Source organism: Shewanella sp. ZOR0012, assembly GCF_000798835.1.
GTDB classification, from domain to species: Bacteria; Pseudomonadota; Gammaproteobacteria; order Enterobacterales; family Shewanellaceae; genus Shewanella; species Shewanella xiamenensis.
Genome location: NZ_JTLE01000094.1, coordinates 1,898,548 through 1,913,364 on the forward strand (window position 1 = coordinate 1,898,548; position 14,817 = coordinate 1,913,364).

The 14,817-nt window shown below is 48.3% G+C and carries 13 protein-coding genes; 9 read left to right on the top strand and 4 right to left on the bottom strand.

Going from position 1 to position 14,817, the window contains the following annotated elements; genetic code table 11:
• The 4 genes from L976_RS09920 to L976_RS09935 form a co-directional block, all read left to right on the top strand.
• Window positions 1–297, top strand: a 297-nt coding sequence (locus tag L976_RS09920; protein ID WP_047540355.1) for a sulfite exporter TauE/SafE family protein, incomplete at its 5' end; no start/stop codon positions are given.
• Window positions 298–412: 115 nt separating this feature from the next.
• Entirely contained in the window at window positions 413–877 is a 465-nt protein-coding gene (locus L976_RS09925) for an NlpC/P60 family protein (protein ID WP_037427995.1), read from the top strand.
• Between the two features lie 24 nt (window positions 878–901).
• Window positions 902–2,350 (top strand): MFS transporter, encoded by a 1,449-nt coding sequence (locus L976_RS09930; protein ID WP_047536418.1) that lies wholly within the window; start codon window positions 902–904, stop codon window positions 2,348–2,350.
• A gap of 88 nt (window positions 2,351–2,438) precedes the next feature.
• Window positions 2,439–3,467, top strand: a complete 1,029-nt coding sequence (locus L976_RS09935; protein WP_047536421.1) for a LacI family DNA-binding transcriptional regulator — start codon at window positions 2,439–2,441, stop codon at window positions 3,465–3,467.
• 60 nt (window positions 3,468–3,527) lie between these two features.
• Here L976_RS09935 and gtfA read toward each other — a convergent pair whose 3' ends face one another.
• Complete coding sequence (gtfA, locus tag L976_RS09940; RefSeq protein ID WP_047536423.1) at window positions 3,528–5,012, bottom strand: sucrose phosphorylase; 1,485 nt, start codon at window positions 5,010–5,012, stop codon at window positions 3,528–3,530.
• A gap of 257 nt (window positions 5,013–5,269) precedes the next feature.
• On the opposite strand from gtfA, the gene L976_RS09945 reads away from it, so the two are divergent.
• The 5 genes from L976_RS09945 to L976_RS09965 all read left to right on the top strand — a co-directional run bounded on the left by L976_RS09945 (window position 5,270) and on the right by L976_RS09965 (window position 12,384).
• Window positions 5,270–6,490 carry an MFS transporter gene (locus L976_RS09945; protein WP_047536425.1) on the top strand — a complete coding sequence of 407 codons (1,221 nt, stop codon included), beginning with the start codon at window positions 5,270–5,272 and terminating at the stop codon, window positions 6,488–6,490.
• A gap of 257 nt (window positions 6,491–6,747) precedes the next feature.
• On the top strand, window positions 6,748–9,144 hold the full coding sequence (locus L976_RS09950; protein ID WP_047540358.1) for a TonB-dependent receptor domain-containing protein: 2,397 nt from the start codon (window positions 6,748–6,750) through the stop codon (window positions 9,142–9,144).
• 92 nt (window positions 9,145–9,236) lie between these two features.
• Window positions 9,237–10,196, top strand: a complete 960-nt coding sequence (locus L976_RS09955) for a carbohydrate kinase family protein (RefSeq protein ID WP_047536427.1) — start codon at window positions 9,237–9,239, stop codon at window positions 10,194–10,196.
• Between the two features lie 206 nt (window positions 10,197–10,402).
• A complete protein-coding gene (mog, locus tag L976_RS09960) occupies window positions 10,403–10,936 on the top strand; it encodes a molybdopterin adenylyltransferase (RefSeq protein ID WP_047540360.1) in 534 nt (177 codons plus the stop codon).
• A 125-nt stretch (window positions 10,937–11,061) separates the two neighbouring features.
• Entirely contained in the window at window positions 11,062–12,384 is a 1,323-nt protein-coding gene (locus tag L976_RS09965) for an IS4 family transposase (RefSeq protein WP_047533362.1), read from the top strand.
• A gap of 152 nt (window positions 12,385–12,536) precedes the next feature.
• Here L976_RS09965 and L976_RS09970 read toward each other — a convergent pair whose 3' ends face one another.
• The 3 genes from L976_RS09970 to L976_RS09980 form a co-directional block, all read right to left on the bottom strand.
• Entirely contained in the window at window positions 12,537–12,797 is a 261-nt protein-coding gene (locus L976_RS09970; protein WP_037416192.1) for a phage-shock protein, read from the bottom strand.
• Window positions 12,798–12,853: 56 nt separating this feature from the next.
• Window positions 12,854–13,993: an ABC transporter permease gene (locus tag L976_RS09975; RefSeq protein ID WP_037427971.1), complete on the bottom strand. Its 1,140-nt coding sequence runs from the start codon at window positions 13,991–13,993 to the stop codon at window positions 12,854–12,856.
• 88 nt (window positions 13,994–14,081) lie between these two features.
• Window positions 14,082–14,816 carry an ABC transporter ATP-binding protein gene (locus tag L976_RS09980; RefSeq protein WP_037416198.1) on the bottom strand — a complete coding sequence of 245 codons (735 nt, stop codon included), beginning with the start codon at window positions 14,814–14,816 and terminating at the stop codon, window positions 14,082–14,084.
• Between the last annotated feature and the right edge of the window lies 1 nt (window position 14,817).

Here is a 14,817-nt window from a genome sequence, read left to right on the forward strand (position 1 = left end):
GGCGGGCCGCCACTCAATGCCTATTTGCTGCCGCTACGCTTGGCTAAACCAGAGTTTTTAGCCACGGCCGTGGTGTTTTTTGCGGTGGTGAATCTGGTTAAGTTGGTGCCCTACAGTCTGCTTGGGCAAATTAACCAAGGTAACATTCTGATCTCCTTGTTGCTTGCGCCTTTGGCTTGGTTAGGCGTAAAACTGGGGTTGGCGATTCAAGATAAGATCAGCGATAGGCTGTTTAAACGTATCATATTGATTTTAATGGTGCTGGTGGGTATTCGTTTACTGTGGACGGCGTTATAGTTTTAAGCTTGGGATTAGCTTAGGCTGTTACCATCGTTTTTTTCACGGTATGTTAGTTATCGCTTTGATAGCACCCGATATTACGCAAGAATGACCCGCGATGAGTTTTACGCTAATGAAACGATTACTGATAGTTATCTTGGCCTTAGGTCTTGGCGCCTGTGCGAGCGCGCCAGAACCTAAGCCTGTGGTAAAGCAAGTTGAACCCGTCTCGGTATGGAACGATAGCAATATCGCCGAATTGCATTCCGAATGGCGTGGCGTGCCCTATCGTTTAGGGGGCGCGACCAAGAAAGGCATTGATTGCTCGGCCTTTGTGTCGGTCGCTTACCAAAAAATGTTGGGTATGACTCTGCCGCGTACAGTGGAGGAGCAGCAAGCACTTGGTAAACCCGTGGCGCGGGATCAACTGCGTAAGGGGGACTTAGTGTTCTTTAAAACTGGCTGGAGCACGCACCATGTCGGCATTTATGTGGGCGGGAATAATTTCCTCCATGTCTCGACGAGCCAAGGGGTAAAAATTTCGAGCCTACTTAATAGCTATTGGGCATCAAAGTATTGGAATGCAAGGCGAATTTAAGCCTTAATCACAGGTAGAGACTCTATGACCCCAGCGTCTGCTTCGTCCCAACATGAGCCTCTACCCACTTCGGTTTTTCTGGCGATTTTCTCCGCCGTGTTCTTACCCATGTTTTTGGCGGCGGTCGATCAAACCCTACTCGCCACCGCAACCCCTGCCATAGTGGAAGATCTTGGCGGCCTCAGGCAAGCCTCGTGGATCACTATCGGCTATATGTTGGCAATGGCGGCCAGTGTGCCTATTTATGGCTGGCTGGGGGATAACTTTGGCCGCGCCAAAATCTTGATGATTGCCTTGGCGGTGTTCGCGTTAGGCTCAATTGTCTCCGCCAGCGCTGGGACGATGGACCATATGATTGCCGGAAGGATTCTCCAAGGCCTCGGCGGTGGCGGGCTAATGAGTCTGTCCCAATCCCTTGTGGGGGAATTGGTGCCGATACGGCAACGGGCGCGTTTTCAGGGCTATTTTGCCGCTATGTTTACCCTCGCCAGTGTTGGCGGCCCAGTGATTGGTGGTTTTGTGGTGCATGCCTATTCTTGGCACTGGTTATTTTGGGCGAATATTCCCTTGGCTATGCTGGCGGTTTGGCGACTTAATCGCTTGCATAAACAGAGTATTAAACCTGTACGACTGGGTCGGTTTGATTTGCTTGGCGTGCTGTTATTTCCTTCTATCATTACGGCGCTGCTGTATTGGTTGTCTGTGGCAGGGCAAGACTTTGCTTGGCTATCGGCCACAAGTTTAGGCTTTATGGGATTTATCTTTGTGGGTGCCGCCTTGCTGTTGTGGTGGGAGCGTCAGCGTGAGAGTCCTTTCTTGCCGCTGGATTTACTCGCCAACAAAGCCATTTATATGCCGCTATTAACCGCTGCGCTGTTTGCCGCGTGTCTGTTTGCGATGATCTTCTTTTTACCCATTTACTTGCAGGTCGGCCTGCAAACCAATCCGGCCAAAACTGGCTTGCTGCTGATACCAATGACCTTTGGTATAGTGACAGGTTCTACTATTGCGGGCCGGTTGTTGAGCCGAGATGTAGCACCTAAATGGTTGCCGACCTTCGGGATGGGGCTGGCTTCTATCGGTTTACTCTCTATCGGTTTAGTCCCGCCCAATGCGGATCTTATTGGCGGATTAGGTGTGCTGGTAGGCATAGGGTTAGGAACCGTGATGCCCAGCGTGCAGTTAGTTGTGCAGAGTGTGTCGGGCAAGGCGCGTTTAAGCCAAATTACCGCTATGGTGTCCTTGTGTCGCTCCATGGGCGCGGCAATTGGTACGGCCTTATTCAGCCTGTTGCTATATAGCTTGTTACCGCTCGAAGGGGCGCAGGTGGGGATTGCGGCGATAAAAAAGCTACCCATTGAGGTTGTGCATCACGCCTTCCAATGGGGTTTTATCGCGGCGGCCTTGGTGGCGCTCAGCTCTGCGATTGTAGGGTATCTCTCGCCCGCCACAGCGCTTAGGGATCATGAGTAGATTTGTTGGTGCATGACGGATTTAAGCTGTGTAGTATTTGCGATAGGTTAGCTTCCGCTGTGACCCCATTCTTTGCCAGGAATTCTGCATGACAACTAAAAACTGGACCTTAAAGAGCATAGCTAACGAGCTAGGTGTCTCTAACGCCACTGTTTCTAATGCTTTTAATCGTCCCGATCAACTATCGGAAAAACGCCGCAACGAAATTTTGGCCGCTTGCTCTAAATTGGGTTACTTTGGCCCAAACAAGGCGGCGCAATCCTTACGCCGAGGCAAATTTGATACCGTCGCGCTGGTATTGTCCGATAGTGTTGAATATATGGTGTCCGATCCTGTCGCCAGTAAGTTTATGAAGGGTGTGGCTTCGGTATTGGAGCGGGAAAAACTCAACTTATTGCTGTTTTCGGGCTGCTCTGACAGTGTGAATGCGGTGGCAGATTTTGTGGATGGGTTTATTTGTTATGGTCGCCCCCGCAATGCCTTGCTTGCTGAGCAATTGAAACAGGTTAAGAAGAAGGTGGTTACAGTGGATTTTGATATCCACCGCAACGCCGCTGTCAGCATTGACAATAAGCTAGCCGCCTATGAAGTGGCAAAATTGGCATTAAAATCACCTACCGATCAGGTTGCAATATTAGGCCTAAGACTGCTCGATACCCATTTAACTTGCCGAGTTTACGATTTGAATTTGCTCGAAATCGATATGTCGATTGCACACCAGAGGTTGCAGGGATATTTACAGGCAATTGAGGAAACCGGTATTACCCTTGGCAATGATCGAATTTGGAATATTCCTGAAAGTAATGCGGAATATGCGCGGATTGCGGCCAAGGAGGCGCTGAATTCGACCCCAAGACCCAACGTATTTTTATGCATGAGTGACTTAATTGCTCTTAGCGTGCTGGGCGAGGCACTGGCGATGGGATTAGCGATCCCTGAGGATATTCGTGTAGTGGGGTTTGATGGTATTGATGAGGCGACTCGCTCGAATCCTCCGCTGACTACGGTTTATCAATACTCTGAACAAAAAGGCCAAATGGCGGCGCAGATGTTTATCGACGATGCCGTACATGCTCAGGTATTAGGGTATGAATTACGTTTAGGTAAAAGCTGTTAATATATGGATTTTTAAATGAAGAAGGCGCTATTAAAGCGCCTTTTGTTTTATGTTTGGTATTTATCCCTGTGCTGGGGTGAGCAGGTCGGCTAAGCTGATTTGGGTTTCGATGCTTTGCTCATCAAGCAGGGTGATCAGCCCTTGTTTATTGGCAAAGTCGAGATTAAGACTCGCCTGCGCATTTACCGCAGACCATGTGAGTGTTAGTGATTTTCCACTGGCTGCCATCGTAAAACGGCCATTAAATGCGGCGCTGCTATTACGCAGTTTAATCAATTGAATAAGAGCGTTAACCACTGGTTTTTGCAGGGCTTGTTGCACTTTTTCTCGGTTTAAATAGGGGCGATTAATATCTCGGCCAACATGGGTTTGATTTAGCAATACCATGTCGTTGGGTATGGTAAGCAGGCCTGCGTAGTACACCTGCGGAATACCCGGTGCGAAAAACTGAATCGCCCGAGCCATCAAGTAATCTAGGTCATTTTGCCCGAGGGCATCGTAATAGGTGCAGTTGATTTGATACAAATCGACATTGCTGGCGGCCGCACCTGTGGCTTGTAAACTCTCGCCTTGACTGTTTTTGTGTATGGTTTCAACCAGATTATCGATTTGTTTTTCGTCCAATAATCCTTGTAAGCCATCCATTGGGCCCACATCGATAATGCCGATACCATCGTGGGTATCGAGTACGGTAATGCAGTTGCGAGGCGCCATTTCAAGCCAGTGGCTCAGGGCACGACAATCTTGGCTGAAGAGCGTGTGTAAAATCAGCGGCGGTAATGCAAAGTCGTAAACCATATCGACCCGTTTGGCGATATCGATTTGCGTCATGTGATGGGAGTGAATTTCGGCTAGGGTTGTCATGCCTAACTGATTGGCTTGCTTCGCTAATTTATCCACAAACTCGAAGGATTCCTCAATCATAAAGCAGCTAGTGCCGGGCTTTTTGATCGCATAACCTGCGGCATCTAAGCGGATTAAATTGATTTTGCTGTGGTTAAATCGCGCCAATACACGGTTTAAGTAATCTTTACCTGCTGCGGAGTGTACGTCGATATCGATTTGGTTACGGGTAAAGGTGGTCCAAAACTCTTCCGTTGAACCATCCGCTAAGGTGTAAGTGCTAAAGCAGCTCCCTGGGCGAGGGCGGTAGATAGCTTCTTGATCCTGCTCGCTTAATCCCTCGGGGAATACCTTGTCCTTGGTTAGGAATAAATCCCAGTAAGCCGATTGTTTGCCATGCTTGAGCACATCTTTAAACTCGGGAGACTCCGCAGACATATGGTTAACGATCAAGTCGGCCATGATGTCGAACTCTTCACCTATGCTTTTGACATCGTCCCAATCACCTAAGCGTGAATCCACTTGCACATGGTCTATGGGATCAAAACCCGCATCGCTGCCATCGATAGGATAGTAAAAGGGCAATAAGTGAACGCCCCCAAATAACCCCTGCAACTCGTTATTGAGTAAGGCTTTGAGTTCTTTGAGTCCGGCACCGGTTATCCGATCGACATAGGTGATCAATTGCACTTGATTTTTCATACTTTGCCCACGTTTGAGTAGCCTTCCCAGAGTAAAGTTTGCCCGCGTTTATTTATAAATTGCGCAAACAAACTTAATCGATTAAGTTGTATATTTAACCAATGTGAAACATTATTCAAGTGGTTTGTTTTATTTTTGAGTTAGTCTTAGGTTTTGGGGGGATTAGCTCACTGCTGTACATAAATAATGCCTAAAGCTGTTTGGGGCTTAGCCAGCTTCAAAGGGAGTTAGGCGCGATAACGATAAGGTGAAACAGTATGGTAAGTGATTCAAATTCTGTAGAAAATCGCCATCACACTCGTATTAGAGTGCTGACGTATTTAATGTTTTTTATGTTTGCTATGACCTCCGATGCCGTGGGCGTGATCATCCCGCAGCTGATTGCTGAATTTGGCCTCTCTTTGTCTCAGGCGAGCGCCTTCCATTATATGCCGATGATTTTTATCGCAATAAGTGGCCTGTTTCTGGGTTTTTTGGCGGATAAAATAGGGCGTAAACTAACCATTTTATTAGGGTTGTTGTTGTTCGCTATTGCCTGTTTTTTATTTGCGCTTGGGGAGTCGTTTTATTATTTCCTGATGCTATTGGCCTTGGTGGGCTTGGCAATTGGGGTATTTAAAACTGGGGCTTTAGCCCTGATCGGTGATATCTCTCGGTCACCAAAACAACATTCCAGCACCATGAACACGGTCGAAGGATTCTTTGGGGTTGGCGCTATGGTGGGGCCAGCTATCGTTAGCTATCTGCTTATCAGTGGTGTGTCATGGAAGTATTTGTATTTTGGGGCAGGGATTTTTTGTCTGCTGCTTTGTTGGTTGGCGTTTAGGGCCGATTATCCGCAGGTTAAGCAATCCTCGACGGAAACAATTAATCTGGCGAACACCTTCAGTATGATGAAAAACCCTTATGCATTAGGGTTTTCCCTTGCGATTGGTTTGTATGTGGCCACCGAAGTAGCGATTTATGTATGGATGCCTAGCCTGCTGCAAGAGTATCAGGGGGATTACACTGCACTGGCGGCCTATGCCTTGACCCTCTTTTTTACCCTGCGAGCGGGTGGGCGGTTTTTGGGCGGATGGATATTAAATTACTTTTCGTGGCAACAGGTTATGTTCTGGTTTAGCTTGGCGATCAGCCTTTGCTATCTCGGTTCTATGCTCTATGGTGTTGAGGCCGCCGTTATTCTCTTGCCCCTCTCTGGGCTGTTTATGTCAATGATATATCCCACCTTAAACTCCAAGGGGATCAGTTGTTTCCCCGTGGCGCAGCACGGTTCTGTGGCTGGGGTTATCCTGTTTTTTACCGCGGTTTCTGCGGCGCTGGCTCCCCTTTGTATGGGGTTAGTTGGGGATATTTTCGGCCATGTGAAGTATGGCTTTTACCTCGCTACTGGGTTTGCCGTTTTGTTGTGTCTACTAGCGGGGGTTAATCTGATTAAAGATCCTTCCCAACCGCTGTTAAGCCGTGAAACCGCTTGAATTGAAATGTGACAGAAAAAATTTTTATGTCACATTTCTCTAATGAATCAATTAATTGTCTGTTGTTCCCACTTTAAGTTTGTTGGTTTGTACAAAAAATGCACTTGCTTTTTGTCATTTAGTTGCTAACTTGTTAACTTAATCGATTAAGATGTTTTTTAGTAAAGTGAAATAACAGGCTAATCGATTAACAATAATTTCAGTAGAAGTCGCCGTGGGGAGAGGGCGGCTTCTCAAATATGGGTGGGGACATAAAAATGATAAATCGCACATCACAACAATTCTTGTTAAGCACAATCGCCGTCTTGGTGAGTTCTCAGCTTTGGGCTGCCGATGCACCCGCGCAGGAAGAAACCAAGAAAGATGCGTTAGGCCTTGAGCGCATTACTGTTACGGGCGTGGCCCGTGGTACTCGCGTCATGGACTCGAGCGTGTCAGTTAGCAGCGTATCACTCGCGGAGTTGGAGGTTAGTACTCCACGTTCATCCGCCGAAGCGTTCCGGATCATTCCGGGTATGAAGGTGGAATCAACGGGCGGCGAAGGTAATGCTAACATTGCTGTACGTGGCTTACCTGTGGCATCGGGTGGTGCTAAGTTTCTTCAAATTCAAGAAGATGGTTTACCAATTCTACAGTTTGGCGATATTGCCTTTGGTAATGCGGATATCTTTTTACGTTTAGACTCTACAGTACAAACCATTGAATCTATTCGTGGTGGTTCGGCATCCACTGCGGCGAGTAACGCTCCCGGCGGCATTATTAACGTGATCAGTAAAACTGGGAGCTCGGATGCTGGCAGCGTGTCTACCACCTTTGGCTTGGACTACGATACTTTCCGTACTGACTTTGAATATGGCTCGAGCATCAATGACAGCCTGCGTTTCCATGTGGGTGGTTTTGTGCGTACTGGTGAAGGCCCTCGCCAAGCAGGTTATGACGCCAACAAAGGTGGTCAGGTAAAAGCTAACATAACCAAAGAGTTCGATAGTGGCTATGTTCGTCTTTATTTCAAACATTTAGATGATAAAAGTATTGGCTACTTACCCATGCCAATGTATTCGGACGGTAGCTCTGTCCCAGGTTTTAATGCGAAATCCGATGCCATCCAGTCAGCATATTTTCTCTCAACCCTGAGTTTAGGCGCCGATGGTGAGCGTCGTCGCGGTGATATGCGCGATGGGATGAATCCTGAGGTTAACTCAGTGGGATTAGAAGCTTCCTTTGATTTAGGTAATGACTGGCAGGTCGAAAACCGCTTCCGTTTCTCGGATGTGAGTGGCAATTTTATGGCGCCATTCCCAGCAGAAGTGGCTAATGGCGCCGACATTGCGGCCAGTATTGCGGGCACTGGCGCCAAGTTGATTTATGCCAATGGTCCTGATGCGGGCAATCCTATGGATGGACTCGCCATGCGGATCCATACCTTCGACGTTAAGATGAATGACTTTGGTTCAATCGTAAACGACTTAAAATTAACGAAAACCTTTGACGATACCAGCGTTACTTTGGGTTATTACAATGCCACCCAAAATATCAATATGACTTGGATGTGGAACTCCTATTTGATGGAAGTCAAAGGGGATAACGCCGCATTGCTTGATGTTGTGGCTGCTGATGGTATCGCCTATTCCGATGCTGGGCTCTACGGCTATGGTGTGCCTTATTGGGGTAATTGTTGCCAACGTAATTACGATACCGAATACAACATTAAGGCGCCTTATCTTGCGGTCGCGTCAAGCTTTGGGGATTTATCGCTGGATGCCAGTGTGCGTTACGACAGCGGCGATGCCAGTGGTTACTACGCTGGCAATGTGCAATCGCAAGTCGATATGAACTTGGATGGCGTAATCTCTATTCCTGAGCAAAGTGTCTCTTCTATCGATAATGCTAATCCGCAACCCGTGAATTATGACTGGAGCTACACCTCCTATTCACTCGGCGCAAACTATCAGTTTGACAGCGATTTAGCTGCTTTTGGTCGCTTGAGTCATGGCGGCCGTGCCAACGCGGATCGCCTGTTATTTGGTAAGGTTCGTGCCGATGGTTCAGTGGCAAAAGAAGATGCGGTCGATAATGTGGATCAATATGAGTTAGGCGTTAAGTACCGTTACGATGATTTATCGGTGTTCGCGACCGCTTTCTACTCCGAGACCGAAGAGCAAAACTTTGAGGCGACCAGTCAGCGTTTCTTCGACCGTAAGTACAAAGCCAAAGGAATTGAAATTGAATCGGCCTATTTTATCGGTGACTTCGATTTTAGGGGCAATGTCACTTGGACCGATGCTGAGATTGCTAAGGACGCTTTAACACCAGATGTTGTGGGTAATACTCCAAGAAGACAGGCCGACTTTATCTACTCGCTGATGGGCCGTTATAACTTTGACCAAGGTTCAGTGGGCATCAACCTGATTGGCACTACTGACTCCTATGCACAGGATAATAATGATCTGAAGTTTGATGGTTACAATCAGGTCAATGCCTTTGCAACCTACAACTTAACTCAGGCCTTAAGTGTCTCCTTAAACGTCAATAACCTGTTTGACGCTACTGGTATCACCGAAGCAGAGGAAGGTTCGATTCCTGATAACAATATTATCCGCGCTCGCACCATTAATGGCAGAACCACGAGTGCAACCTTGAAATACGAGTTTTAACTCCGGCGGGTTTGAGGTTTAAAACCGACAATTTAAAAGGCCCATCCAGCATGGGCTTTTTGCTTAACTAATAGAAATATAAAGGGATCCATATGACGGTATTACTCAGTTTTGGAGAGGTGTTAGTGGATTTATTACCCACAGAGGCTAGCGACAAATCCCATCAAGCCATTGCGGGCGGCGCGCCTGCAAACGTGGCTGTAGGTTATGCCAAACTGGGCGGTAAGAGTTATTTTGCTGGCGGCATTAGCAGCGATGATTATGGCGCAATGTTAAAACAATCCCTCGAAAACGAAGGCGTTGCTACAGATTATTTGGCCGAAGTGCCAGGTGCGCCAACGGCGACAGTGGTGGTAAATTTGGATGAGAATGGTGAACGAACCTTCGAGTTTAACCGCCAAGGGACTGCCGACCTTTGCTATAGTCAGCGCCATTTCGATGCCATTCCATGGCCACAGATGGATGTTTTTCATCTCTGTTCCAACACCTTTACCGAAGCGAGCATTTTTAACGCGAGCATCTATGGTGCCCGTTGCGCTAATTCATTCAATAAGATAGTGAGTTTTGATGTTAACTTGCGCTTATCACTCTGGCCCGATACCGCATTGCTTGCAGAGCGAGTAGAGCAGTGTTTTCGTTACACACAAGTGCTGAAAATGAGCCGTGAAGAAGCCGACTATTTAGCCTTAACGCGGAATAAGAGTTTCGAAGATTATTTGCAGTTTTGTTTGGCGCAAGGTGTTGAAGTGATTTTGATTACTGACGGCGCCAATCCAGTGCAATGCATAACAGTAGATGAGCGATTTAGCGTGCCAGTCCCCCAAATTAAAGCCGTTGATACCACGGCGGCGGGCGACAGCTTTATGGCGGGATTTTTGTTTGCACTGGGTTCTGAGTTGGAGTTTGATCTCGAGCATTTAACCTTAAAACATCGACTTGCATGTCAGGCACAGTTGCGCAAGGCGGTTGAGTTTGCGGTGCGTTGCGGCGCCGTAACCTGTGGGCAGAAGGGCGCTTTCCCTGCGTTGCCCACACTGTCACAGGTGAGTTAACACTTCCTGCAAACCATCAAGCTGAGGTGAGTGATTGCTTGCCTTAGCTTTTTTTCGAGCCTATTGCGCGAACTTCATCACGTTTTACTTGCCCCATTGGCCGAGCATTTATGCTATTTTAGCTGCGGCTTATAGTCGAAGGAGCATAGGTTTCTCCTCTGCTTTCGGTCGATATGGTTTTATTTCAACATGATTGGGGATTTCCTATGAGCAAAGCAAAAATCGGGATTGTAACGGTGAGCGATCGTGCCAGCGCGGGGATTTATGAGGATATCTCGGGCAAGGCGATTATCGACACCCTCAATGATTACCTCACCAGCGAGTGGGAGCCGATTTATCAAGTGATCCCCGACGAGCAGGATGTGATTGAAGCGACCCTGATCAAGATGGCCGATGAGCTGGATTGCTGCTTAATTGTGACCACGGGCGGTACTGGCCCAGCAAAACGCGATGTGACGCCCGAGGCGACCGAGGCCGTGTGCGATCGTATGATGCCGGGCTTTGGCGAGTTGATGCGCGCTGAGTCATTAAAGTTTGTGCCGACGGCGATTCTCTCGCGCCAAACCGCGGGCTTACGCGGTGATTCATTAATTGTGAACCTGCCGGGCAAGCCTAAATCAATCCGCGAATGTTTAGATGCGGTATTCCCAGCGATTCCTTACTGTATTGACCTGATGGAAGGGCCGTACCTCGAGTGTAACGAGGCCGTGATAAAGCCTTTTAGACCTAAGGCAAAATAACGCGCCGCACAGCAAGATGACATAAACCCAAGCCTAGCTTGTAATGCCGATCAGTTAAGACAGATCGCTTGACGATCTCGCTGAAAAGATCAAAATCCGATGACCTCATGTCATCGGATTTTTTTATGCAACTCTCAGAAGCACTCGCCCGTACTCATATTACCCGCCTAACCGAATTCACCTGCTTAGCTGATGTGTTAGAACCTGAGTTAATTCAATCTTGCCTAGACTCTCAGGGCGTTGCGACGTTAAGACGGCGTAAATTGCCGATGGACGCGATGATTTGGGCCGTTATCGGAATGGCTTTGTTCCGAGGGGAGTCTGTTCGGTCACTCATCAACAAACTCGACATTGTTTTGCCGCAAGAGATTGATTATGTTGCACGCAGCGCCGTGACTCAGGCGCGTAAACGATTGGGCAGTGAGGTTATTAGAGAAGTATTTAGCCGCAGCGCCAATACCTGGCACGCGAGAGCTGAACATCCTCATTGGTGCGGTCTTAACTTGTATGGTGTTGACGGTGTCGTGTGGCGGACACCCGATAGTGTCCAAAATCAAGCCGCCTTTGGACGAACCGCCAACGCTTCAGGCGAAGCGGCTTATCCGCAAATTCGCATGGTTTGCTTGATGGAATTAAGCAGCCATTTGTTGGTCAACAGCGCCTTTGATTCGGTTGCCGAAAATGAAATGAACTTAGCGTCCCTGCTCATTCCTAGCATTCCCAATCACAGCCTAACCCTATTTGACCGAGGATTTTACTCGCTCGGCCTGCTGCACGCTTGGCAGCAAGCGCAACCTGATAGCCACTGGTTGTTGCCATTGAAGAAAGGCACTCAATATGAGGTGGTGCGAACGCTAGGAAAGCATGACCAGAGCGTGAAACTCACCACGACACCTCAAGCCAGAAAGAAATGGCCGCAGCTCCCTGAAACTCTTGAAGCGCGTTTATTGACTAAGACAGTGAAAGGTAAGTCAGTCGCCATTTTGACCTCGTTGACAGACCCGATGCGTTACCCCAGCGAAGACATCGTCGACTTATATGCCCATCGATGGGAAATCGAACTGGGCTACAGAGAGATGAAACAACATCTACTGGATAGTCGTTTTACGCTCCGCAGTCAACTACCGGAGCTGGTGACTCAAGAGTTATGGGGCGTGCTACTGGCCTATAATCTCATTAGATATAAGATGTTGCTGATGGCTAAAAGCTTGCCATCGGTCCATCCCAATCAACTGAGTTTTCGGGATGCGGCGAGTTATATCATCTTCAAGTTGACACAACTGTCATCACAAACACCGGGGAATGTCCCGAGAGACGTATTGGATATAGAACGAAATGCACGGCAATTTAAGCTGGATGGTAAACGGGAAAGGGCATATCCACGAGTCCTTAAAATGAGCAAAAACAAGTTTCCGGTTAGACCAAAGAAAAATGCCGTTCACTCTTAAGTGAACGGCATTAAGCCTAGCTTGGGTTTTTTATTAGCATTTGTTGTGGGCTGTTGTGGTCGCGCTAAGTCGCAAGTACGCAGCTTGACTTAGCGCCTATAGACACAACTTTAATACCTTGTAATACGAGTTTAACTGCGGTGCATTAACGACTATTTTAATGCCTCAATTTGCTGTGCCAGTGTGGTTTTAGCGGCGTTGTCCTCTGCGTCTGTCACTATGCGCTCCAGCACTTGTACTCGTTCAATCAGTACCTGATTTTGTAGACTCAGCTGGGTGAGTTTATCCTCAAGTTGTCGATCGTTTCCGCCACCCAGTTGGCGCATTTTTAGGTAATGCTTAAACATCTCCGTGGCGCTTACACCGATAATAAAGGTCACCATAATGACCATGATAATAAATTCTTTTTCCATGATTGGCTCCTTAATTCAATGTTAGGGCGCGGCGCGCCCTCTGTGGGTTGATAGTGTTACAAACCGAAGATCACTTTTTCGCTCTTTAACGATTTTTCCATGCCGAATGCCAGTATTACCGCAATGGCGAGTGTGCCCAAGGTCGATACCAGCAATTGCAGCATGTTCATATCTTTACCTTTAATAAAGTCCATCAGTGCCTGTTGTTGACCCGAAACGGGCAACCACTGCAGGACGTCTGGCGCGATGTTGTAGCTGGCGGCCATCGACAGTGCCAAGGGCACAAACAACACCATGGTTAGATAGGACTGGGCTTCCTTAAAGGTTTTGGCCATAAAGGACACAAACAATTGCAAACAGGCAGCCATCAGGGCTACTGGGATACCGACTAGCAGCATCAGCGCCATAAATTCGCTGGTAATGCTGACGCTAAAGCCGAGCTCCTGCCAAGGCACGAAGGTATAGGCGACTTTAGACACCAGTAAAATCAACACTAAGCCGAGCAGGGCAAACAGGCCGACAGCAATGATTTTAGAGAGCACTAATTGGCGCGTGGTTAGCGGATGGCTGAGTAACAATGCCAAAGAGTTACGTTCACGCTCACCGGCGCTGGTGTCGATGGCCAAGTTCATCCCCGAGATAAACACTGAGTAAATCATAGTGAAAATGGCGATGCCTAAGATCATCCCGCCCTTAGAGTCGGTGGTGGCTTGGTCGTGCACATTCACTTTCAGTGGCTGCACCACGCGAGGGTCGATACCGCGGGCGATTAAGCGCAGGCTGCCCATTTCGGCGCTGTAGGCCTGCAACTGTTTCTCTAAGCGGCGAATCGAGTTTTGCAGTTTTTCCTCTGAGTTATCGGCAACGATAGTGATTTCTGCGCCTTTGCCTTGGTTCATCTGCTTGGCATAGTCGGGGCTGATAATCAGCTCGATGGCTTTCAAATCCTTCGCGCCAGCTTCGCCTTGGGTAATGCCCTTGTTAGATAAAAAACGCACTAAATCCGGCGCTTTGTCGGGGTTAGTGATGCTGATTTTAAGATCGTCCGGGCTGGTCAGCTGGCCGATAAGCACCATAAACAGGCCGCACATGATCAGCGGCGTACCGATGGCGTAGTAGAGTCCCGCCATCACAGAGCGTTTATCGCGGGCGGCGTCTATCAGTTCCTTGCGAACCATTGCGATGATTTTGTTCATGATTATTCCTTATCCCAAGTTTGTCTGTTCGCCATTAGGTCGAAGCAGGTGTTATCGCAATTTGTGTGAGCGCTAATGCTGTGAGTCATCATGCGGCAATGCCCTCATCGGTACCGATCAGCTGGATAAAGGCATCTTCGAGTGAGGCCTTACCCGTTTGCGCGCAGAGTTGCTCTGGGCTGCCGATGGCCACCACTCGACCCTGCGCCATCACGATCACTTGGTCGCACAAGGCTGCGACTTCTTGCATCACATGGCTGGAAAACAGCACGCAATGCCCTTGATTCTTAAGGTCGATAAGAATATCGCGCAGCAAGCGAGTGCTCATTACATCCAGCCCACGGGTCGGTTCGTCGAGGATAATATTGCTGGGGCTGTGGACTATGGCTTGGGCGAGGGCGGTTTTCATTCGTTGCCCTTGGGAGAAGCCTTTACAGCGGCGATCGCTAATATCTTCGAGGCGCAGTTTGGCGATAACCTTGCTGGTGGCTTCTTTGGCGTCGCTCGCAGATAAACCGCTGAGTTCGGCGAAGTAACGGATATATTCCCGCGGCGTGAGGCGCTCATACAGGCCAAATGGATCGGGGAATAAACCGAGTTGCTGCTTAGCACCAATCGGGTCGATGGCGACATCGATACCTTCAATTTCTGCCGTGCCAGTATCGGGCTTTAACAGACCGAAAATCGTGCGCAAACAGGTGGTTTTACCCGCGCCATTAGGGCCGAGTAGGCCGGTGATCTGGCCGTTTTCAGCAACAAAACTCAAATCGTTTAAGGCCTGCACTTCACCGATGCGCTTAGAAAGATGGGATACTTTGATCATG